General features: G+C 65.6%; 12 protein-coding genes and 2 pseudogenes. 6 read left to right on the forward strand and 8 right to left on the reverse strand.

Annotated elements, in window-relative coordinates; translation table 11 throughout:
- Nucleotides 1-199: 199 nt before the first annotated feature.
- Nucleotides 200-4,408 (reverse strand): PQQ-binding-like beta-propeller repeat protein, encoded by a 4,209-nt coding sequence (locus tag K6I40_RS14105; RefSeq protein ID WP_222919673.1) that lies wholly within the window; start codon nt 4,406-4,408, stop codon nt 200-202.
- A 218-nt stretch (nt 4,409-4,626) separates the two neighbouring features.
- On the opposite strand from K6I40_RS14105, the gene K6I40_RS14110 reads away from it, so the two are divergent.
- Nucleotides 4,627-6,270, forward strand: a complete 1,644-nt coding sequence (locus K6I40_RS14110; RefSeq protein WP_222919674.1) for an ABC transporter substrate-binding protein — start codon at nt 4,627-4,629, stop codon at nt 6,268-6,270.
- Entirely contained in the window at nt 6,267-7,667 is a 1,401-nt protein-coding gene (locus K6I40_RS14115; RefSeq protein WP_222919675.1) for an APC family permease, read from the forward strand. The genes K6I40_RS14110 and K6I40_RS14115 overlap by 4 nt, the downstream gene beginning before the upstream one ends.
- A gap of 33 nt (nt 7,668-7,700) precedes the next feature.
- Here the strand turns inward: K6I40_RS14115 and K6I40_RS14120 are convergent, their stop codons facing one another.
- The gene (locus K6I40_RS14120; RefSeq protein WP_222919676.1) at nt 7,701-10,232 is read right to left on the reverse strand and encodes a DNA topoisomerase I; all 2,532 of its coding nucleotides are present in this window, start codon (nt 10,230-10,232) and stop codon (nt 7,701-7,703) included.
- Nucleotides 10,233-10,485: 253 nt separating this feature from the next.
- Between K6I40_RS14120 and K6I40_RS14125 the strand changes: the two are divergent.
- Nucleotides 10,486-11,984: pseudogene (locus tag K6I40_RS14125) on the forward strand (MATE family efflux transporter).
- Between the two features lie 167 nt (nt 11,985-12,151).
- The gene (locus K6I40_RS14130; RefSeq protein WP_222919677.1) at nt 12,152-13,084 is read left to right on the forward strand and encodes a sulfide-dependent adenosine diphosphate thiazole synthase; all 933 of its coding nucleotides are present in this window, start codon (nt 12,152-12,154) and stop codon (nt 13,082-13,084) included.
- A 166-nt stretch (nt 13,085-13,250) separates the two neighbouring features.
- Here K6I40_RS14130 and K6I40_RS14135 read toward each other — a convergent pair whose 3' ends face one another.
- Nucleotides 13,251-14,996: a histidine kinase N-terminal 7TM domain-containing protein gene (locus K6I40_RS14135; RefSeq protein ID WP_222919678.1), complete on the reverse strand. Its 1,746-nt coding sequence runs from the start codon at nt 14,994-14,996 to the stop codon at nt 13,251-13,253.
- A 146-nt stretch (nt 14,997-15,142) separates the two neighbouring features.
- Between K6I40_RS14135 and K6I40_RS14140 the strand changes: the two genes are divergently transcribed.
- Entirely contained in the window at nt 15,143-15,910 is a 768-nt protein-coding gene (locus K6I40_RS14140) for a DUF6775 family putative metallopeptidase (protein WP_222919679.1), read from the forward strand.
- 61 nt (nt 15,911-15,971) lie between these two features.
- Complete coding sequence (locus K6I40_RS14145; protein ID WP_222919680.1) at nt 15,972-16,382, forward strand: thioesterase family protein; 411 nt, start codon at nt 15,972-15,974, stop codon at nt 16,380-16,382.
- A gap of 53 nt (nt 16,383-16,435) precedes the next feature.
- Here K6I40_RS14145 and K6I40_RS14150 read toward each other — a convergent pair whose 3' ends face one another.
- The 5 genes and pseudogenes from K6I40_RS14150 to leuS all read right to left on the reverse strand — a co-directional run bounded on the left by K6I40_RS14150 (nt 16,436) and on the right by leuS (nt 22,120).
- Nucleotides 16,436-17,137, reverse strand: a complete 702-nt coding sequence (locus K6I40_RS14150) for a methyltransferase domain-containing protein (protein WP_222919681.1) — start codon at nt 17,135-17,137, stop codon at nt 16,436-16,438.
- Between the two features lie 26 nt (nt 17,138-17,163).
- Complete coding sequence (locus tag K6I40_RS14155; RefSeq protein WP_222919682.1) at nt 17,164-18,063, reverse strand: thiamine-phosphate synthase family protein; 900 nt, start codon at nt 18,061-18,063, stop codon at nt 17,164-17,166.
- A 100-nt stretch (nt 18,064-18,163) separates the two neighbouring features.
- Nucleotides 18,164-18,769, reverse strand: coding sequence for a DUF420 domain-containing protein (locus tag K6I40_RS14160; protein ID WP_222919683.1), 606 nt, complete (start codon nt 18,767-18,769; stop codon nt 18,164-18,166).
- Between the two features lie 154 nt (nt 18,770-18,923).
- Nucleotides 18,924-19,217 carry a HalOD1 output domain-containing protein gene (locus K6I40_RS14165; RefSeq protein ID WP_222919684.1) on the reverse strand — a complete coding sequence of 98 codons (294 nt, stop codon included), beginning with the start codon at nt 19,215-19,217 and terminating at the stop codon, nt 18,924-18,926.
- A 117-nt stretch (nt 19,218-19,334) separates the two neighbouring features.
- Nucleotides 19,335-22,120 (reverse strand): annotated as a pseudogene (leuS, locus tag K6I40_RS14170) (leucine--tRNA ligase).
- Nucleotides 22,121-22,243: the final 123 nt, after the last annotated feature.

A 22,243-nucleotide genomic window follows, 5' to 3' on the forward strand; every position in this document is an offset into this window, starting at 1 on the left:
CGAGGTCGGCCCGTTCGTACCGTTCGTTCCATCGGTCTCGGTCGTCGCTCACGGCGACGACGGTCGGGAGACGCTTAAGACGTGGCCTCGCCGGCAGATCATGCCGTTCGGCTCGCGAACCAGTGGGCCTTTTTGTCCGGTCCCCTCCGTTCGAGAATCGGACCGACGCCGGTCGCTCGAACATATTGACGACCGTGAGCTACGATGACCCGTTTCCGAGCCGGGTGAACAGCCCCGAAATCGACGCCTTCCAGGACGACTCTGCGTCCCCGATTGCGGTGATTCCGTCCGGGCCGACGAGACAGAGCCGGCCGCTCGCGACGGCGATCGCCGTCACGTCCGTAACGGGCTCGACCGCCAGCTCCCACTTCCGGGAGCCGTCGTCGGTCGACAGCGCGGTGACGTGCCCATCGCAGGTGCCCAGACAGACGGTATCGTCGACGGCAACCGGATCGGTCGTCGGCTTACCGGCAGCGACCCGCCAGCGTTCGGCACCCGTCCTCGCGTCGACCGCGTAGACGCTCCCGTTGGTGCTGGTAGCGTAGACGTACCCGTCCACGATGGCCGGCGATGCAGCGAATCGTCCCCCAGTGTCGAACCGGAAGTGCCGCGACCCGTCGGCGGTCGATAGCGCGCAGAGGGTGCCGCCACAGCCGACGGAGACGGTTCCATCGGCGACTGCCGGTGACGTACGTACCGTCCCTCCGAGACCGAGGTCCGTCTCCCAGCGCCGGCTCCCGTCGTCGGCCTCGAGCGCGATCACACGCTCCTCACAGGCGGCATAAACGACGCCATCGTCGACGGCGACGCCGACGAGTGCGTCCTCAAGCGGTGCGGTCCAGACTGAATGGCCAGTGTCGGCGTCGATCGCGTGGAGGGTCTCGCCGCCGACATAAACCGTTCCGCCAGCAACGACCGGCGATGATCGGACGGCGGCATCTGTGCTGTATCGCCAGGCCCGTTCCCCCGTCTCGAGATCGAGCGCGTCGACCGCGGCGTCACCGCCGACGTAGACCGCGTCGCCGACCACGGCAGGCGTAGTCCGGATCGGCGCGTCGGTTTCGGCCCGCCAGCGCTCGCTCCCGTCCTCGAGGGCCAGTGCGACGACGCAGCCGTCATCGGTCGTGGCGAAGACCGTGTCGCCGACCAGCGCCGGCGGGGCGTCGATGGTACCGTCAGTTTCGACGCGCCACCGTTTGGTGGGCCGCCCGCCGAGTGCGTCCCCGTCGCCAGCGAAGCCGGTGCCCGCCGGTCCCGCTCGGGCCATCGGCCAGTCAGACTCGTCGCTCCCCTCGTCACGAGCGTCCTCGAGTCGCGCTGTCGCGGTCGTCGCTGCAGTCGAGACGGCGGGAACGGGGTCGTCGACCAGCGGCCGAATCACGGACAGTGAGTCGACCGCCTCGAGCGCCGTCAGCGTCCGAATCGCACGGGCTCGAACGCGCCCGTCGGGATCGGCGAGGCGCGAGCGGAGGCCGGCCGCGAGACGCTCCTCGTCGGCCTCGAGTGCACCGCTCGCTGCGGCGACGGTGGCCAGGGTTGACCCGGCCGTCGCCCGGACGTCGGCATCAGCGTCCGATAGGGCGGCGCGCAACTCGTCGGTTGCCGCCTTGAGTCCGTGGGGATCGTCCGCGGCCATCGTCGCGAGTGTGCGTCCGGCGGTGGCTCGCACGACCGGGCTCTCGACGGCGAGTCCAGCGGCGATCTTCGAGACACCGGTTGGCCGCAGGCTCTCGGACTCGTCGGCGAGCACCGAGAGCGCGAGGACGGCGAGCCCAGCGGCCCACGGGTCGTCCTCGACGCGCTTTCCAAGCCCGGAGAGCTGATCGTTGATTCCGTCGACGTGGCTCGGCATCTCGCCGCCGCTCACTAGCGAGGCCGCATCGAGCAGCCGATCGTCGACGCGCTCGAGCGCCTCGCTCAGTGCAGAGCCGTCGTCGTGGCCCGTGACGGCGAGCGTCCCGAGCGCCAGCGTTGCATACCCCCGGACCGCTTCGTCGTCGTCATCGACCAGGTCGACCAGTCGATCTCGGCACGTCGCTACGTCCGCCGGAGCAGCGGCCGCCAATCGAGCGATATCGCGGGCGATCGACGCCCGGTCGGCATCGGCCGACTCGAGGTCCCCGAAGAGGAGTTCCGTGACCGGTCTGCGATCGGTCGCCCCGACGACCGTCGTTAGCGTCCGCACGAGCGCTCGCCGCCGGTCGCCCGTCGCCGCCCGCAACTGCTCGACGAGCGGGGTCGCGGCCCCGGCGATCAGCTCCGGGTCGATCCGCGCGATGTCGGCGAGCGCCGTCGCAATCGCCGTCGCGCGGTCGTCGCTGTCCGAGAGAATCTCGACGACCGCCTCGAACGGCGTCGGCTCGGCCTCGATATCCGCCGCGAGGAGCATCTCGAGCGTATCAAGGGCCGCGGCACGGATCCTCGGCGTCGGATCGACGAGCAGGTCGCAGACGGCACCGACGGCGGCCGTCGTTTCGGCCCCAGTCTCGCAGTCCAGAACAGCCAGTGCCTCGCAGGCGGCGACGCGGATCCCCGCCTCGTCGGCGTCGGTCTCCGTGACGGCGAGCGCAACCGATGGCCGGCAGTCGCTGCGCGAGACGGGTGCGACCGCGGTGAGCGTCTCGCGGATCGTCTCCCGGATGCTGCGGTCCGAATCGTCGAGCGCACTGAATAGTCCGATCAGCGCTGGCCGGACATCGTCAGGGTGCGTCCCGGCGATCCTCGAGAGCGTGAGTGCAGCGTTGTTGCGGACGCTCGCGTCCTCGTCGGAGAGTCGGTCACCGAGCGATGGGACTGCCTCGCGTGCCTCTCGAGGTCGCTCGGCGGCGATCGGGACGAGATCCCGTGTGGCCGACCGCCGCACCGCCGCGCTGTCGTGGTCGAGGCGCCGACACAGCGACCGAACCGCCGGATGTGGGTCGGCGACCCCGGATTCAGCGATTTCGGCCAGCCTGCGGGCGGCGTAGCCGCGATCCCACTCGTCGTCCGCCTCGAGTCGGTCGATCAGCGCCGGGACGTCGACCTCGTCGTCGGCTTCCGCGAGCGCGCTCTCGCTCAGTGCGTCGGCCGCGTGATCACGGACCGGTTCGTGGGGATCGTCGAGTCGGTCAGCAAGTTGCGGGACGATCGGCCGGATCGAACGGGGCCGGATTTCGGCGACCGCCGCGATGGCGCGGGCGGCCTCGAACCGCACGTCGTCATCGTCATCGGCCGCGAGCACGTCCGCGAGTTCGCCGACGACGGGGGCAAGCGCCGCGGGAGTCCCATCCCCAACAGCGGCGAGCGCTGCGATACCGTGCCGTCGAACCGGCGGGTCGTCCCCTCCCAGTCGGTCCGCGAGCGGCTCGACGGCCGGCTCGACCGCGTCGGGCCGCTCCGTCGCCAGGGTCGCCAGCGCGGCAGCCGCATCGATCCGCACCGTCTCGAGGGAGTCCGCGAGTCGCTCGACGAGCGGATCGACGGCCGGGACGACTGCATCGGGAGCGCTCTCGGTAACGGCCTGGACGGCGCTGATGGTCTCCCTGCGGACGGCGGCCTCGGCGTCGAGGCTCGACGCGAGTCGGTCGACGACCTCGCCGACGGAATCGGGACGGTCCGTCGCGACGGTTTCGAGCGCCGCTGCGACGTCGGCGCGGACAGGTTCGTGCTCGTCCGTGAGCCCCGCCGCGATCGGCTCGACCGCCGTCGCGACCGCTGACGGCCGTTCGGCCGCGACGGACCGGATCGCTCGAGCGGCGTGTTCTCTGACGGCTGGCTCGTCCTCGAGACGGTCGACGAGCGGATCGACGACATCGAGGACGGCGTCGGGTTCGTATGCCGCAATCGCTGCAAGGGTCGCCGTCGCGTTCTCTCGGACCGCAACGGTCTCGTCGTCGGTTGCGGCCGTGACCTCGTCGGCGACGGGAACGACCGGCTCGGGATCGTCGGCGGCAATCGATGCGAGCGCGTCCGTTGTTCGAACACGGACGCGTTCCTCGTCGGCGGTCACGTAGGCTGCGAGTGCTGTCGCCGAATCGGAGACCGCATCCGGATCGTCGGCAGCGATCGACGCGAGCGCGTCCACCGCGTCGGCCCGTACCGCTCCCGATCCCTCGAGACGATCGGTTAGCGCCGGCGCGGCATCCCGGGTCTCCCTCGGGAAGGCGGCCGCGACGGCCGACAGCGCCGCAGCCGCGTGAGACCTGATCGCCGGGTCGTCCCCGAGACAATCGATTAGCGACTCGACCGCGGAGCGGACGTCTCCTGGTCGGTTCGATGCCTCGTTGGCCAGCGTCTTAGCGGCGTACTCTCTGACGTCGGGGTCGTCGGCCGTCAGAAACGCCTCCAGTTGATCGATGCCAACGGTGACTTCGACGCCGTCGTCCTGTCCTTCTCTCGGTCCGTTCGGAATATCGTTCAGTTCTGACATCTAAATTTCCCATCTCACGGTGTGCGTAGCCACAGCACACGCAATTGCGTTGATAGTTATACGTACAGATACACTCAGTTAATTCTATCTCCGGCAAAACGAGATTCAATAATTGGCTCGGTTCGAGCCGATACTGACTCCCATCAGGTGCAGGCCGGTCACACAACCTCGTTCGTCACGACAGATTTGACCTGTTCACGGTTACATAACGGATTTCTATGGGTGCACACGAGATATCAGCTGACGATCGCCCCGCTCTGGGGTGGACGAACGAACGGGTAGCCGAGCGATCGCGCGAGGCGACACGGCGCAGCCTGCTCGCCGCCCTCGGCGCCGCGAGCACCGGCGCGCTCGCGGGCTGTTCGACGACGCTCGGATCGGACTCGACGACGACGTTCCGCATTGGGACGCTCCGCCCACCGATCACGCTCGATCCGATCACTGCCCGGGCCATCGGGTCCGAACAGGCGATCGGACGGATCTTCGACGGGCTCTACGAATACGGCGAGGGGACCAATACCGTCCCCAAAATCGCGACCGATGAGCTCCAGTTCGAGGATGATGGCCGGACGGCCGTCGTCGAACTCGACGAACGGGCCCGGTTCCAGAACGGCCGCGAGGTGGTCGCCGACGACGTCGTCTACTCGTTTACCGCCCCGATCGAGGCGGACGCACCGACGGCGTGGCGGGTGAGCCCGATCGAGTCGATCAATGCCGTCGACGACCGCACTGTCAGGTTCACGCTCGAGGCACCGTATCCGGGCCTCGAGCACGCGCTGACGCAGCCAATCGTTCCCCGACAGGAGCGGGAAGACGACAGCGAGGCGTTCTCAACGGAGCCGGTCGGAGCCGGTCCGTTCGAGGTAGCGTCGTTCAGTGCAGAAAAGAAGACCACACTCTCCCGCTGGGACGACTACTGGGGCGAGCCAATGCCCGCGATCGACAGGCTCACCATGGCGTACGTCGAGTTCCCGATGACCCAGTTGACGAGTCTCCGAACGAACCGCAACGACGCGATCGAGCCGGTCTCGCCGCTGATCGTGAATCACGTCAGCGACGTGGCAAACGCGTCGGTGAAGCGACGCAAGGGATATACGTCGTTTTACTTCGGCTTCAACCTGAACCAGGGGCCGACGACCGATCCTCGAGTGCGGAAGGCGATCAGCTACTGCATCGACCTCGAGAAAGCGGTCGCCGACTTCGTCGAACCGATGGGCCAGCGCCAGTACAGTCCGCTCCCGCCGCAGGTCGCCAGCGACTGGAACATGCCGACCGACGAGTGGGCTGACCTTGCAAACGAGACAAACCCCGAGAAAGCCCGGCAGCTGTTCCGCGAGGCCGACGAAGCGAGCGGCCAGCTCCGCATCCTGACGTCGACGGATCCGAAACACAAGGAGCTCGGCGAAGCGCTGGCAGGCGGTCTCAGAGACGCCAGTCACGGCGCGCTCGTCGTCTCCAAGCCGGAGTCGACCTTCCTCGATACATACGTCTCCGGCTCCGAGCGCGACTACTCGGTGTTCGTCGGGGAGATCACCGGAACGCCGGATCCGGACTCGCACCTCTACCCGACGTTCCACGAGAACATGGCCGGTGTGACGAACGGAACCTTCTACCGCGAGGACGCGGTTATGGAACGGGTCATGGCGGCTCGAGAGACAGACGACCGCGAGCGGCGACGCCGGCTCTACGAGGCAGCGATCACGCGGCTGCTCGAGGATCGGGTCTGTCTACCGATCTGTTCGTTCAAAAATAGCTTCGCCGTGGACGCGGGCGTCCGGAACTTCCGTGTCCATCCGATCGCGGCGGTCAATCCGCGGCTCGCAGCGGGTGACGAGGTCGTCACGGTGAGGTCGAAATCATGAGCGAAAACGGAGACGGCGGGGGCAGGGACGGGAACGACGGCGGGAGCGGGGGCGGAGACGAGGGCGGGGGCGGAGGAGGGAACGACGGCGGCGGATTCGGCGTCGGAACGGCCGTCGCGCTGGGTGTGGGCGGTATCGTCGGCGGCGGCATCTACGCAGCGATTGGCATCGTCGTGGCCGCCGCGGGGATCCTGACGTGGTTCGCCTACAGTCTCGCAACCATCGTCGTCCTCTGTTGTGCCTACTCGTACGTCAAACTGAACGACGCGACCGATAGCAGCGGTGGGTCGGTATCCTACATCGAGGAACTCACGGGAAGATCGACGGTCGCTGGTGTCGTCGGCTGGACGCTCGTCGTCGGTTACATCGGGACGATGGCGATGTACGCCTACGCGTTCGGGATGTACGGACAGATGCTGATCGGCTTCGAATATGTCTGGGGGCTGCCGATTCGACAGTTCCTCTCGGTCGGCGTGCTCGCGGTCTTCATCGGGTTGAACCTCCTCGGTGCGAGTTCGTCGGCGGCGGTCGAACGGTATCTCGTGTTCATACAGGCGGGGATCATTGCCGTGTTCGGGCTGATCGGCCTGTGGTTCGGCGCGGCGAACTATCAACTGCGACTCGGTTTCGCGGAACTCGGGATCAATCCGATCCTCGCCGCCTCGGTCGGGTTCGTCTCGTTCGAGGGGTGGCAGCTCCTGTTTTACGATCAGGAACAGTTTGATGATCCGGACGAGACGCTCGCGAAGGGCGTGTTCATCTCGGTCCCGATCGCAGCAGCCATTTACATTCTCGTCGGGTTCGTAATCACGACCCTCCTGCCCGAAGAGGTCGTCGCCGCCCAACCTGAACCGGCGCTACTCTATGGGGCGCTGCTCATCTCGAAGTGGCTTGCGCTCGCAGTCGGACTCGCCGGGCTCATCTCGACGGCCAGCGCGATCAACTCGACGCTGTTCAGCGAGGCCATCTTCGTGAAGAACCTCATCGGCGACGACATCCTGCCCCACGAGATGGGCGACCCCGACGCCGACGCCGCCCCGAAACGGACCGTGATCGTCATCGGCGTCCTGACGGCCGCCTTTACCGTCCTCGGCAGCCTCGAGGCGGTCGTGGAGTTCGCCTCATTGGCCTTTATCGTCGTCTTCGGCGCGATGAGCGCGCTCGCACTGACAGTGCGCGATTCCGACGCGGTCGACGTCAACCCTGTGCCGCCACTGCTCGGCGTCGTCGGCTCGGCCGCGTTCTTCGTCATGCTGACATGGTACCTCTACTCACAACTCCCCGCGGTCTTCTGGCTGGTTGTCGTCATCGCGGCGGTAGTCTTCACGGTCGAAGCGATGTACTTCAAACGAGAGGAACTCTCCGAAGGCGTTCAACAGGTGGAGAAACGGGTCTGAAACGACGGGCTACTGGAACCGGCTGGGCACTACTTACGCCTTCGCCTGCCAGCTCCGGATGCGATCGGCGCTGACGCCCTCGACGTCGGACGCGACGGTGTCGGGATCGGCATCGGTCAGGTCCTCGAGGTCCTCGATCCCCGCGTCGGCGAGCTTTTCGACGGTCTTTGCACCGACTCCGTCGAGCGCCTCGAGGTCCGAGCCCGACTCGCTCTCGCGGGCTTGGAACTCCTGATAGTTACAGATCGGACAGCCCAGTTCCCAGGGCTCGTCGCCGCTGTGGATGACGAGTTCCGGCAACTCGTGCTCGTCACAGTGTTCGTCGGTGACCTCGATATCGCCGCGGCGGGGCAGCGGCAGTGAGTACTCGCAGTCGGGGTAGCGCGTACAGCCCACGAGGCGTGAGCCACTCTGGAGGGTCTTGACGGCGAGTTCGCCGCCGTGTTCCTCGCCACAGTCCGGACACTCGCCCAAGATCGGTCCCTCGCCGGCGTCCTCGGCCTTACAGAGCGGGCAGCCGTGGACGAACGTCTGCCGACCCGCGAGCATCTTGACCTCGTTGAGGCCGTGTTCCTCGCACTCATCCTCGAGGATAAGTGGCTTGCCAGTCGAGGGAAGCGGTAACGTGTTCTCGCAGTCGGGATAGCCGTCACAGCCGATGAAGTACGAGCCGTGGCGACTCCGGCGCACGAGCAAGTCCTCGCCGCACTCGGGACAGGGACCGAGTCGCTTGTCGTCTTTCAGCGACTTGCGGAGGTGGTCGCCGATCTCGTCGCGCGAGTCGGCGAGGTTCGCGAAGATCTCCTCGAGCATCTCACGAGACTCGTCTGTTACGTCGGCCAGCGTCGCCTCGCCGCTGGCAATGGCGTCCATGTCGGCCTCGAGCTGGGCGGTCATCTCCTCGCTGACGATCCGGTCGGCGTAGTTCTCGGCCGCGTCGACGACGGCCATCGCAAGCTTCGTCGGCCGCGGTGGATCGCTCTCGATGTAGCCCCGATCGTACAGCTTCTCGAGGGTGTTGTGGCGCGTCGACTTGGTCCCGATACCCATATCCTCCATCGTCTCGATGAGCCGCGACTGGCCGTATCGCCGCGGCGGCTGGGTCTCTTTGTCCTCGAGTTCGACGTCGGAGAGCGCCAGTTCCTCGCCTTCGTCGACGTCGGGGACGAAGTTCTCCGTCGTGGAGAAGTACGGATAGACGTCGTGGTAGCCGGGCTCGACGAGGCGCTTCCCATTGGACTTGAGCCGGCAGTCGTCGACCTCGGCGACGACCTTGAGGTGTTCCCAGACCGCGGCGTCGGCGACGGTCGCATAGAACCGGCGCACGACGAGTTCGAACACGTCCCACTCGTCGTCTGAGACGTCGCCGCGGGTCGGAATCTCGCCCGTCGGATGAATGGGCGGGTGGTCGGTCGTCTCCTCGTCGCCTTCAGTGGGGACGATCTCGTCGGCCTCGAGCAGCGACTCGGCGCTGTCGCCGAGTGACGGATGGCTGACGAACTCGTCTAAGAGTTCTTCGGGGTCGAGATCGTCGGGATAGACGGTGTTATCGGTCCGCGGATAGGTGATGTAACCGGCCGTGTAGAGATCCTCGGCGATCGACATCGCCCGTTTGGCTGAGTAGCCGATAGCACTCGCTGCGCGGATGAACTGGGTCGTGTTGAACGGTTCCGGCGGCGTGTCGGTTCGGGTCCGCCGGTTGACGTCGACAACCGTCGCGGCGTCTCGGTCGGCGAGCGTCTCGTAGACCTCGTCGGCGACGGTTTCGTCCCAGACGCGCTCGGCTTCGTTGTCGTCCTCGTCGCGGTAGAAGTACTGCGCTTCGAAGGACGTCTCGTCATCTCGCGGTTCCTCACCGCTCGACGTCTCCGAGGCGCGTTGCGCCTCGCTCTTCTGCAGGTCCGCGAACAGCTCCCAGTAGTCCTCGGGATCGAAGGCCTGGATCTCGCGCTCGCGGTCGACGATCAGCTTCAGCGTCGGCGACTGGACCCGGCCGACGGAGATGAAGTCGTCACCGAGTTGCCCCGCGGATAGGGAGAGATAGCGGGTGAGCGCGGCCCCCCAGATGAGATCGATGATCTGGCGGGCCTCACCGGCGGCCGCGAGATCGAAGTCGAGTTCGTCGGGTTCGTCGAACGCGCTCTGGACCTCGTTTTCCGTGATCGAGGAGAACCGAACCCGGCGAATCGGCACGTCCTCGTCGACGTTCCGGACGATGTCGTAGGCTTCCTTGCCGATCAGTTCGCCCTCGCGGTCGTAGTCAGTCGCGATCGTCACGCGCTGAGCGCGTCGGGAAAGCAATCGAAGCGTCGCGACGATGTTCTCCTTCGTGGCCGTCTTCTCGACGCTCGCATCGATCAACTCGACGGGCTCGACGTCCCGCCAGTCCGAGTACTCCGAAGGGAAGTCCACGCCGACGACGTGGCCCGAGAGCCCCACGCAGCGCTTGCCGCCCCACTCATAGACGTTGACGCCGTTCTCGCGGCTCGAGTCGTAGGTCTCGCCGCTCAGAATGTCGGCGATCCGGCGGGCCGCGTTGTCCTTTTCCGTGATTATCAGCTCCACCGCGGCTCACCTCCCACTCGTCGGGCGTCCGGTCGCAGTGCCAGCGGACGAATGTCGTTCATCGTAGCTCGTTACGATTGAGTTGTTGATAACGTTTTCGCCAAAACCGGCAGACAGCGCGGGTGTGCGTGCGGTCGCGGGCTCGCGTGAGCGAGTGCGGTCGCGTGCGCGAGGACCCCGCGGAGCCGGCAACCCGCGCCAGCGAGCCGAGCCCTTTTGTCGCGCCCGAGCGAGACTCAACGGAGAGTCACTCGTGGCAGCGACGGATCAAGACCGCAAGCGCGTCGATATGACGACGGGGGCGATTTCCCCAAACTCCTCCGTCTCGCGTGGCCGCTGGTCCTGGGGAACCTCCTCCAGACCGTCTACAACCTCGCCGATATGTTCTGGGTCGGCCGCGTGAGCAGCGACGCCGTCGCCGCCGTCTCCCTGATGTTTCCCCTCTCGTGGCTGTTCGTCTCGACCGCGATGGGGATCACCGCCGCCACCATCGCCCTGGTCTCCCAGTACGTCGGTGCCGGCGACGACCGGATGGCTGACCGCGTCGTCGCCCAGACGATTCTACTGACGCTCGCCGTCTCGAGCGTCCTCGCCGTGCTCGGATTTGCGTTCCGCCGACCGCTGCTCTCCCTGATCGGCGCTCGCGGGCCGGTGTTCGTTGAAGCACTGGCCTATATCGAGGTGATCTTCCTGGCGCTTCCCTTTACATTCCTCTTCTTCGCCTTCCGAGCCTCGCTGCAGGGCGCGGGTGATACGAAGACGGCGATGTGGCTCGTGTTCGTCTCGGCGGGGCTCAACGTCGTCTTCGATCCCTTCCTCGTCCTCGGCTGGGGGCCGTTCCCCGCGATGGGGACGCGAGGAGCAGCAATCGCGACGTTTCTCTCGCGCGGGCTCGCGACCGCCGCGGGGATCGCGATCCTGCTGGACGGCCGGTTCGGCGTTCGACTCCGACTCGGGGATCTCACGCCCGACCTCGCGCTCCTCAAACGACTGATCGACATCGGCTATCCGGCCACGTTCGACGGCTGGGCGCGCAGCTTTGCGGCGGTAGCGATGGCCGGGTTCGTCGCTCAATTCGGGGCCGCACCCACCGCGGCGTATGGAATCGGTATCCGGCTCATGTCGGTGACGTGGGCCGTCGCCGGAGCCGTTGGCCAGGCGACGGCGACCGGCGTCGGGCAGAACCTCGGTGCGGAGACGCCCGATCGAGCGGTCGCCGTCGCTCGAACTGCCACCGCGGCGACGATGGCGTTCATCTTCATCGTCGCGGCCGTCCTGTTCGCGTTCCCGGCGGCGGCCATACGGCTCTTCGTCACAGATCCCGCCGTCGTCACCGAGGGCATCGACTTCCTGCGAATTACCGCACCCTTCTGGGCGCTGTTCGCCGGCGTGATGGTCATCCAAGGCGCGTTTCGCGGGGCCGGGAACACCCGCGAGGCCATGGTTCTCTCAATCCTCTCGCGGTGGGTCTTCCGGATCCCCCTCGTCGTCGTCCTCGCCTTTTCGTGGTCCGTGACGCTCCCCGGAGTTGGCGTGACGGTCGCCGCCCTCGAGTGGGGCGTCGCGGGGATCTGGTGGGCCTTCGCTGTCGGCATGATCGCGGCCTTCCTCGTGGCCGTCGCCTGGTTCCGGCTCGGGACGTGGACCGAGGGCGTCATCGACGGAAGCGATACCCAGACTCCGGGCAGCGGTGGCGATTCTCGAGCAGAACCCACCAGCGGCGAGAGCGAGACGGATTTCGTCGACGACTGAGCCGTGTAGGTCTCCGCATTCGGTCGATGCTCGATCCGTCGACCGGCCGCGATACCGCCGTCTCATCCGGCGAGCGTATTCTCCTGTGATAACTCCACGAAAGTTGATCATGTCATGGATCCCAGCTACGACAGACTTATCACTACCGGATGGTATTACTCAGTTGTATGAGCGAATTTGAGCAGTTCAGTCAAGTCGGCGAAGCCGACGTCACCCGTGCGATCGGACAGGAGTGGACCGAGGAGTTCATGGACTTCTCGGACTCGGACGTCATCATCGTGGGCGGCGGCCCGTCGGGGCTGACGGCCGCGAAGGAACTCGCCGAGCGCGGTGTGAAGGTAATGGTCGTCGAGAAGAACAACTACCTCGGCGGCGGCTTCTGGCTCGGCGGGTTCCTAATGAACAAGGTCACCGTCCGCGACCCCGCCCAGCAGATCCTCGACGAACTCGACGTCTCGCACAAGCAGTCCCAGGATAGCGAGGGACTCTACGTCGCGAACGGTCCCGAGGCCTGTTCCGGGCTGATCAAGGCCGCCTGCGACGCCGGTGCGAAGATGCAGAACATGACCGAGTTCACGGACATCGTCATCCGCGAGGACCATCGCGTCGGCGGCATCGTCATGAACTGGACGCCGGTCCACGCCCTGCCCCGGGAAATCACCTGCGTCGATCCGATCGCCGTCGAGGCCGATCTAGTCATCGACGCGACCGGCCACGAGGCGATGGCCGTCAAGAAACTCGACGAGCGCGGCGTCCTCGACGCGCCGGGTATCGGCGATGCCGAAGAAGCAGCCACTGGGATGGATCAGACGGATTCGGACACGTACGGCGCGCCTGGCCACGACTCGCCCGGCCACGACTCGATGTGGGTCGGCAAGAGCGAGGACGCCGTCGTCGAACACACCGGCCTCGTTCACGACGGCCTGATCGCCACGGGGATGGCGACCGCGACCACCTACGGCCTCCCGCGGATGGGGCCGACCTTCGGTGCCATGCTCGTCTCCGGCAAGCGCGCCGCCCAGGAAGCGCTCGACGAACTCGAGATCGACGCCGAACCGGTCGACATCACCTCGCGCGCGGCGACGCCGGCGGACGACTGAGCGGGCCGATCACTGCCGTCACCGATCGTTTTTGACCGATTGTGTCGATCGATTTCGTCGATCGGTTGGAGTTGGTCTCATCTCATCTCGAGGGGTGGTCGCGTCGTCGCGATCGCGTCTCACGTGCTCTCCTCGAGGTATCGGTACCGGTGCCGTTTCTCGCTGCTCAGCCGTTCGAAACGGTGGCCGATCCCTCGCGAGGGACGTGTTCGTCAGGTGGGACGAAATCTACCTCAGAAATAGTGAACCGAGCGCCACCAGCTTCGCTGTCGGTCAGCGATAGCGACCAGCCGTGTGCATCGGCAATCGAGGAAACGATCGCTAGCCCCAGTCCCGTACCGCCGTCCCCTGAGTAGCCGTACTCGAACACACAGCCGCGTTCCGCCTCGGGGATTCCCGGCCCGTCGTCGGCGACGTAAAAGCCCCGCTCGAGCGGGCCGACCTGAACCGTCTCGCCGCCGTGTTCGACCGCGTTTCGAAACAGATTCTCAAACACCGTTTGCAACCGCGACGGATCGGTGCGAACGAGGTCGTCGCCGAGTTTGTTCTCAAACGCGGCCGTGCCGGTATCGCTGGTCGTCCACGCGTCCGCGACGACGTCGCGGAGGGCCACCACTTCGGGGTCGTCGATCGACTCGCCCTCCCGCGAGAGCATCAGGAGATTGTCGATGGTGTCTTCGATCCGTTCGAGCGCGATCAACACGTCCGCGACGTGATCGACATCATCGGTCGCCTGGGCCTGCTGGGCATAGCCGAGAGCAACCGAAACCGGGTTCCGCAGATCGTGGGAGAGGACGCTGGCGAACTGCTCTAACTGGTCCGTCTTCCGTTCGAGTTCGGTCGCGTACTCCTCGAGTTCGGAGATGTCTCGCATGATCAGCGCGTAGCCTCGCGGCTCTCCACCGCTCGCAATAGCGGAGGCGCTGATGCGTAACGTGCGCGTTTCTCCCTCGACGGAGACGCGAACCGTCCCGGAGAATGGTGACTCGAGCGTCCCTTCGATTCGCTCGACGATCGCCTCTGCGCCGCCTCCGTCGGCAGTCGGCTCGTCTGCTGACTTGACCAGCGCCGGGTAGATGTCCTCGAGCGTGTAGCCGACGTGGTCGTCGAGATCGGGGAAGAGTGTGTCGGCCCGGTCGTTAAAGTCGACGATCGTTCGATTGGCGTCGACGACCAGAATCGCGTCCTCGAGCGACTCAAAGATCGCGTCTCGAGCCAGCGGCGATACTGCGAACATTCGAGTTCGAAATAGCCCCATGGCGATGATGACGCCGTAGAACCCGCCGCCGTACAACCCGTACGGAAAGCCGGGTGCGGGGACGAAGCCGGTATTGGTGAACATCGTCGAGACGAAGATCGACAGCATACCGGCCAGCACCGCGGCCGCCTGCCACCGGGTGCTGCGCTCCGTGAAGAGAAACATCTGGAGGAAAAGACCGAAGCCGAAAACCGTGTAGATATTGATCAGACCGACCAGCCACACGCTGGCGGCGGTAAACTCGGGTCGCACGTAATGAAACGGTTCGGTGAGAACCACAAACTCGCTGACCATGAATCCGCCGGGGTTGATGAACCATAGTATGCCGGGCACGGCTGGACTGGCAAGCAACAGCGCCCATACTGGTTTCGTCAACCAGTACTCTCGGCCCGTGTAGTAAACGGCCAATAGGAGCCAGATAACGGGATTCACGATACCAATAAAGAACCACAGCTGGAACCAGAACGCCTGCGTCGCGGGATTCGACGAGAGCATCTGGAACGTTGCGAACGCCGCCTGGAGCGCGTGCGCCGACAGTAAGGCGATCATCACCGTTCCGGCCCGGTCGTGGGTCTGCCGGCGGACCCACCACGCGACGACAATAGAGATGAGAGCCGTCACCACCAATCCTGCGAGGTGCCCGATATAAAGCATTACACGTAAACTCGGTCGTACGGAGTTACAGCTTTCGGCCATCCGGAGTTCATTGGGACGCTTCCGGACCGTACAGCCTCCCCAAACGGGTACTACCGCGGCGACCGACCGCAACTGTTTCATCCAGTGGTACCACGTATTCATACATGGTCGAGCGAGTCATCTGCTACCGCGCGCCGTCGACGGTCGCTGCAGTCGACGAGATCGCCGACTGGCTGCAGGCACGGATCGACGCCGACGTCACCGTCCGGGATCGCTTTCTCGATGTTCACCGCACGGACGACCTCCCCGAGCGGTTCGCCGAGGCACGAGTCCCCTCGCCGTACGAACGTGAGACGGGCAATACGATGCTCGGGACGATCCGCTATGAGGAACGCGCTCTCGAGAACCCCGAACGCGAAGGCGGCGTCCTCTACGACGGTGTGCAGGTCCAGCGCGCGCTCAATGCCGCGCTCCCCGAAGAAGAACGGGGCCTCGAGACGCTGCACGTCCCGATCCTCGATCGTGCGATCGGGACGTGGGGCGACCACGACGGGCGTTGGCACAAGCGCGTGAACGTCCTCGGACAGCCGGCGCTGGTTTCGGTGCCCGGACTCTACGAGGCACCCGCCAAACCCGAAGCCTACTACAAGGAAAAGCAACGCCACGCCCTCCTTTCCGGCGACGCGCCGCCGCGGGAGGTCCTCGAGAATCAGGTCGAGGGCGACTTCCTGATCGACGACGACCCGCGGACTACGGACGCGCTGAAGGGATACGTTTTACAGACCTACCACTTCCTCGAGACCGGCGAGGCGTTCTGCGACCGCGAGGGGTGTCGGCTCTTCAACGCCCACCGTCAGTCGGAACTGATCGACGCGCAACTTCGCGACCCCGCGTTCTGTCCCGCCCACGACGACCTGTACGCCCGGTCCTGACCCGGTGACGGGACGGCGAACCGGTGCGTACTTTTGTGCGAGTATCGTTCGACAACATACAATGAGTCAAGAGTTTACCCACGAGGTCCCGGTCCGCTTTCGCGACCTCGATCCGTTAGATCACGTCAATCACGCCGTCTACGCGACCTATCTCGAGGCCGCTCGGATCGCCTACATCGAGGAAGTCCTGGGCATGCCCGAGGAGGACCTCGCCTTCGTGGTTGCGACCCTCGAGATTTCCTACGATCGGCCGATCACCTACGGCGACGAGCCAGTCGTCGCTCTCTCGATTGCGGAACTCGGCGACTCGAGTTGCACCATGGAGTATGAGATTCGCGTCGACGGCGCGGTTGTCTCGACGGCGGAGACGACGATCGTCCACGTCGATCACGAGACCGGGCGACCGACCCCGATCCCGGCCGACGTCCGCCGCCGACTCAGCGAGTACGGCGAAGTCGAAGCTCCCGCGTAACCGTCGATAGCCGCTATTGACTATCGGTTCACGCCCATCTGAACCGTCCGCCGCTATGGTATTTTCCCGCCGGTAAGCCGGACGACCCCGAACACGTGGGTTTCGTCCGCGACGGTGGCCGCGCGCTCGCGGAGACGAGCGTGGGCGGCGTCGATCTTCTCGTCGAGCCGAACGTGCGGGTCGCTTTCGTAGCGGAGTTTCGTCGTCGGCGGCGTCGAGAGGACGACGATCGCCCGGAAGGCGGCGTTAACTGGCGGGGCGTACCACTCCTGACTCCGGGCGGCGTTGGCGAGGACGACGGTGCCGTCGGGACCGACGAGGTTACACCAATCGTCGACCGCGCCCGCCGGATCCGCGAGCATGCCGACGACGAACGTCGCGAGCACGGCGTCGATATCGTTGCCGTTCGTCTCCGACACCCCGGTCTCACCACGACTACCACCGACCGGCGGCTGTGTCGCGTCTCCCTGCAGGACATGGACGTTGTCGTAGTCCGCGGTGGCCACTCGCGCCCGCTCGAGCACGGGCCGCGTGAAGTCGATCCCGATCACGGTCCCCTCGGGACCGACTCGCTCGCGGAGAGGGAGGAGGTTCGCGCCCGTTCCACAGCCCATCTCGACGACCGTGTCGCCGGGCTCGAGGCGGCAGGCGGCGGCCGCCCGCTCGCGGAGACCCGCAATACCCGGTGTTCGGCGCGCGATCAGATCGTAGAGACGTGCCCAGCGGCCGTAGAACTCCTGTGCTGATTCCGTCATTGACGCCTTCGCTATCGTGTGTCCGTTCAGATGAGCGATCGAAGCGTGTCCGCGACCGACTCCGCGTCCGGGCCGAGGACGTAGATCAGCGCCTCGATTCCCATGCCGCCGGTCTGGTACAGCACCGTCGCTTCGGGCTTGTCTTCGATCGCCGCACCGACGCTTGAGGCGACATCGTCGGATTCGTCGAACTCGACGGCCACGTGGCCCTGGTCGGTCAGTTCGTCGACCAGTTCCGTATCGTACGTGATGTTGATGGCCGCCGAGGCGTCCGCACCGTGGCGGCGGGCGGCCAGCAGCACTCGTGCGACGTGCTCGGAGACGCCGAACTCGGGGTCTGCGGGGACCGTCGCGCGCCCTTTGACGTCGAAAATTCGGCCAGGGACGCCCGCGACATCGTCGACGTCTTCAGCGTTAGGCGTGCAGGCGACCAGGTTCGATCCGACCGCGGGGATCAGGCTCGTAAATCCGCTTGCGGTCTCGAGCATCCCCAGGCCACGCCGGAGCGATGAGAGAACCCGCTCGCTGGTCCGGAGATCGCTCTCGGGGTCGTGCACGCGGAAACTCGAGCCGTGATCGGCGAGTTCCGGTACGGCCTCCTCGTGGAGTTGGGCGAGCAGGTCCCCGCCGGACTCGAGATCGCGGATCAAGACCTCGATCTCGATGAGCGCTTGCACCGGCGAGATCTCGCCGGCCGCCAGCCCGGTGCCGAGTTCGTCGACGAGATCCAGCACCCGGTCGTCCTCGGCGATACGATCATTGACCGTCACGTCGCCGTGGGCGTACTTCGAGACGGCGCTCTGGCTGATGCCGAGCACGTTGGCGACCTCGCTCTGCGTGAATCCCCGATCGCGGAGATCGCCGGCGAGCAGCGACCGCACGGTCGGAAGGAACTCGTCCACGACGATTTCTTCGACGAATTGCATTCGTTACTCAGGATACGGCGGGCGATGGGATAACTTATTGGTCCTGACGGCGGGACTGTCTGATCGCCAGCGAACGGGTACCGAAGACGAGAATAACGCGTTAGAAGACGACGGGGACGATCATCGACGCGAACTCGTAGGCGAAGACGTGGTTGAGCAGGACGTAGGTGACGACGCCGAGGAAGAGACTCAGGATCCACGCAGCGGCGGCGATGCGGCCGACTCTGGCGTGTGACGTCTGCCGGAGTTCCGCGGGCGTGTGGCTCAGTCCGAGGATCAGGGCGTAGAGGACGACTGGGACCGAGACAATCGAGAGAATGATGTGGATCGCCAGCATGACGAGATACGGATAGTAGGCTAGATCGTGACCGACGAACTCCTTCGTCCCGCCGCCGCCGACCTTGAGCAGGTAGACGACCAGAAAGCCGAGGATCAACGCGAACCCGCTGACCATCGCCAGCCGGTGTTTCTCGACCTCGCCGGCGCGAATCCAGTACCAGCCGAGCAACAAGATGGTCGTCGCGGTCGTGTTGATGACCGCGATCACGTGAGAGAGCAGATTGACCTGTGCGTTCGTCAGATCGGGATAGATCGGGATGTCTAACAGGAACGTCCCGAGCACCAGCGCGTACCCGACGATCGTCAGAAGGACCGTTGCACCCATCGGCTGCTGCCGGAGTCGCCGTCTCGCGTCAGCGGTTGCCATTATCGGACGTTAGGAACACCGCCGTATCACGCTTGCTGTTCCGGGAGCGGTCCGATACGTGCCGTCTCCGTAGCTCAGCCGTGATCGATCGGGAACCGATCGAGTCGCTCGCGACGGGAAGTCTCGAACGGGCACGATCCGTCTCGGAGAACCGTCAGTCGGCCGATTCGGTCGCGTCCTCGAGCATCACCGTGCCGTCCTGATCAACGGTGACATCATAGCCACAGAACGAAAACGAGACGGTTCCACCGGGTCTGTTCACGCCGTTGGATCGATCCGCAAAGAGGGCGTCGAGTGCCGTCGGATCGACGACGTCGTGGAGCGATTGGTAGTCCGGTGGCGAGACCGCCGTCATCGGAACGTCTTCCGCGTCGGCGACCGCTTCGATCACTGCTTGACTCGGTGCTTTGCGAGACGACGTCCCGACGCTACCGCCACCCTCCACCATCCTATCCGGGCTTTCAGAAGCCGATTGAATAAAACTGTCCTTCCGGATTCCGCACCCATGCGCAACGAGAACACGGGTTTCGATGGCAATTCAAGGCTGGTCGAAACACAGCGGCCGTTAGCTAATGTGAATCGCGGGTTTACCGGGCCGGGCTTTGGCTGCCTGCTCGTCGTCGCCGGTCGCCCGCCGAACGACGACAGCCACATCGAACTCGTCGGTGACGAGCCAGGACGCACGGTCGAGAATCGAACGCTCGCGGTCCGCACCAAGCAGGTCCCCACCGTCCCCGCCGTCCTGGCCGACGAGGTCGCCCACGAACGCCGCGACGCGCTCGTGATCGGAGTCGATGGCGAGCGAATCGTCCGCGAGAACGCGGTCGACGATCGAATCGACGGGATCGGAGCCGTCGTCCGCGACCGCAGTCCGGCTCACCAGTTCGGCGACTCGGTACTTCCACTCGGCGGCGACGACCAGTTCGATCCGCTCGGGGTCGTCGATATCGGCGACATCGACGATGTCTCGGACGTCCTCGAGCGTGCGATCGACCAGCCGGCGCTCGAGCTGGTAGGCCGACGCGTCGCGCGTCGGTTCGGGCCAGTCGGCTTCGACGGCGAGCCCCTCGCCGCGGAGTTTGTTCCAACATTCCTCGCCGAGGTGGGGTGCCATCGGGGCGATCAACGCGGCCAGCGTCAGCAGACCGCGTCGGTAGATCTCGCCGTGCGGGCGGTCGTACTCGCGGTAGCGCCGGAGCAAGCGCGCAAGTTCCCGGATCTCGGTTGCAGCCCGGTGGAACCGGAATCGTTCGTACTCTTCAGTGACCGCGGCGATCGTCCGGTCGATCTCCCGAGCGACGTAGTCGTCGTGATCCCGACGCTCGACGCGGGTGTCGCCCTCCTCGACGAAGTCCGCCGCCATCCCGTAGAGGGTCTGCTGGAGGTCGTAGGCCCCGCGAACGTTGTTGGCGGTCCACTCGAAGTCCTGTTCGGGGTGAGCCGCCGAGAGCACGAACAGTCGCGTCGTCTCCGCGCCGTACTCCTCGGGACGACGACGTTCCCCTTTGAACTGGACATCTTCTCACCGTCGTACAGCACCGTCCCCTGACTCATGAGTTCCCGAATCGGCTCTCGCCGCTCGAGGAGGCCAATATCGGCTAGCGCCTTCGTGAAGAAGCGAGTGTACAGCAGGTGGAGGATGGCGTGCTCGTCGCCGCCGACGTAGAGATCGATCGGCAGCCAGTCGTTCGCGATGTCCGTATCAAACGGTGCGTCCGCGAGGTCCGGCGAGAGGAAGCGTAGGTAGTACCACGAGGAGTCGACGAACGTGTCCATCGTGTCCGTCTCGCGACGTGCAGGGCCGCCGCAGTCCGGACAGGTCGTCTCGTTCCACTCCTCGGCTGCATCCAGCGGGTTGCCCGTCGTCCGGACAAACTCCGGCAGTTCGACGGGGAGGTCCTCGTCGGGCACGAGGACGTGGCCACAGTCGTCGCAGTGGACGACCGGGATCGGCGTCCCCCAGTAGCGCTGCCGGGAGATCAGCCAGTCCCGGAGCCGGTAGGTGACGTCGTCTACGAGCGCGTCGTGGTCTGCCACCAACCGTTCGCCGGCCGCCTCGCTCTCGAGGCCGTCGTACTCGCCGCTGTTCTCGAGGACGCCCTCGCCGGTGTATGCCGAGGTTTCGTCGGTTTTGACGTTGCTACCGCGGTCGTCTGTTTGATCGGCTCCGCCCTCGGGAACGATCACGCGCTCGACCGGCAGGTCGTGCTCGCGGGCGAAGGCGTGATCGCGCTCGTTGTGGCCGGGGACGCCCATCACGGCACCGGTGCCGACGTCCTCGAGGACGTAGCCGGCGACGTAGACCGGGAGTTCCTCGCCGGTCAGCGGGTGGATCGCGGTGGCGTCGGTTTCGACACCCGAAAAGCCGACCTCGTCGGGATCCTGCTCGCGGACGGTGTCGACGTACTCGGCGACGCTGTCGTCGTCCTCGGCCAGTTCCCGCGCCAGGTCGTGCCCGGGTGAGACGGCGAGATAGGTCGCGCCGTAGATCGTCTCCGGGCGGGTACTGAACACGTCGACGGTTCGATCACCGTCGTCTCCGTCGCCATCGGTGCCACCGTCAGTGCCGCCGTAAGCGGACACGTCGAATGTGATCCGCGCTCCTTCCTGCCGACCGATCCAGTTGCGCTGGATCTCGCGGACGCCATCGGGCCAGCCCTCGAGCTCGTCGAGTCCCTCGTGGAGTTCCTCGGCGTAGTCGGTGATCGTGAAGAACCACTGGTCGAGTTCGCGCCGCCCAACTGGCGTCTCACACCGCCAGCAGACCCGCTCGCCGTCGCTGCTCGCGGCTTCGCCGCTCCCCTGATCCGAGGACTCACTGTGTTCGTCCTCGCGCTCGACGACCTGTGCGTCGGCCAACACCGTCTCGCAGTCGGGACACCAGTTGACCGTCGCCGCCTCGTACTCGACGAGCCCCGCATCGTAAAGCCGCTTGAACAGCCACTGATTCCACTGATAGTACTCGGGCTCGCAGGTCGTGATCTCCCGCGACCAGTCGTAGCCAAAGCCCATCGTCTCGAGTTCCTCGCGCATGCGCCGGATACACGCCTGCGTCCAGGACTCGGGGTCGGTCGCTCGGTCGAAGGCCGCGTTTTCGGCGGGAAGACCGAAGGCGTCCCACCCCATTGGGTGGAGGACGTCGTCGCCCTGCATGCGACGATAGCGCGAGTAGGCGTCCGTAATCGCGTAGTTTCGGACGTGCCCCATATGGAGCGTGCCCGACGTGTAGGGAAACATGCCGAGGACGTAGGTCGGATCCGTGGCGTCGGCATCGAGCGCGTAGACGTCGTCGCGCTCCCAGACGTACTGCCAAAACTCCTGTACCTGCGCGTGATCGTAATGACTCGTCATTGTCGGCGAGGTCCGTTGGCGCTTACTCGGGGTGCCTGCTATATGATTGTTCGGCCACCCGGCGAAGCGAGGGGTTCGACAACAGCGGACATGTCGTTTTGAACGGCATCGTCGCGGCTCCTC

Origin of the sequence: Natrinema sp. SYSU A 869, assembly GCF_019879105.1 — an archaeon.
Classification (GTDB): Archaea; Halobacteriota; Halobacteria; order Halobacteriales; family Natrialbaceae; genus Natrinema.

What these genes read in the sequence shown, in the direction of transcription:
- K6I40_RS14105 (WP_222919673.1), bottom strand. Translation starts at nt 4,408, where the DNA reads ATGTCAGAACTGAACGATATTCCGAACGGACCGAGAGAAGGACAGGAC.
- K6I40_RS14110 (WP_222919674.1), top strand. Translation starts at nt 4,627, where the DNA reads ATGGGTGCACACGAGATATCAGCTGACGATCGCCCCGCTCTGGGGTGG.
- K6I40_RS14115 (WP_222919675.1), top strand. Translation starts at nt 6,267, where the DNA reads ATGAGCGAAAACGGAGACGGCGGGGGCAGGGACGGGAACGACGGCGGG.
- K6I40_RS14130 (WP_222919677.1), top strand. Translation starts at nt 12,152, where the DNA reads ATGAGCGAATTTGAGCAGTTCAGTCAAGTCGGCGAAGCCGACGTCACC.
- K6I40_RS14135 (WP_222919678.1), bottom strand. Translation starts at nt 14,996, where the DNA reads ATGCTTTATATCGGGCACCTCGCAGGATTGGTGGTGACGGCTCTCATC.
- K6I40_RS14140 (WP_222919679.1), top strand. Translation starts at nt 15,143, where the DNA reads ATGGTCGAGCGAGTCATCTGCTACCGCGCGCCGTCGACGGTCGCTGCA.
- K6I40_RS14145 (WP_222919680.1), top strand. Translation starts at nt 15,972, where the DNA reads ATGAGTCAAGAGTTTACCCACGAGGTCCCGGTCCGCTTTCGCGACCTC.
- K6I40_RS14150 (WP_222919681.1), bottom strand. Translation starts at nt 17,137, where the DNA reads ATGACGGAATCAGCACAGGAGTTCTACGGCCGCTGGGCACGTCTCTAC.
- K6I40_RS14155 (WP_222919682.1), bottom strand. Translation starts at nt 18,063, where the DNA reads ATGCAATTCGTCGAAGAAATCGTCGTGGACGAGTTCCTTCCGACCGTG.
- K6I40_RS14160 (WP_222919683.1), bottom strand. Translation starts at nt 18,769, where the DNA reads ATGGCAACCGCTGACGCGAGACGGCGACTCCGGCAGCAGCCGATGGGT.
- K6I40_RS14165 (WP_222919684.1), bottom strand. Translation starts at nt 19,217, where the DNA reads ATGGTGGAGGGTGGCGGTAGCGTCGGGACGTCGTCTCGCAAAGCACCG.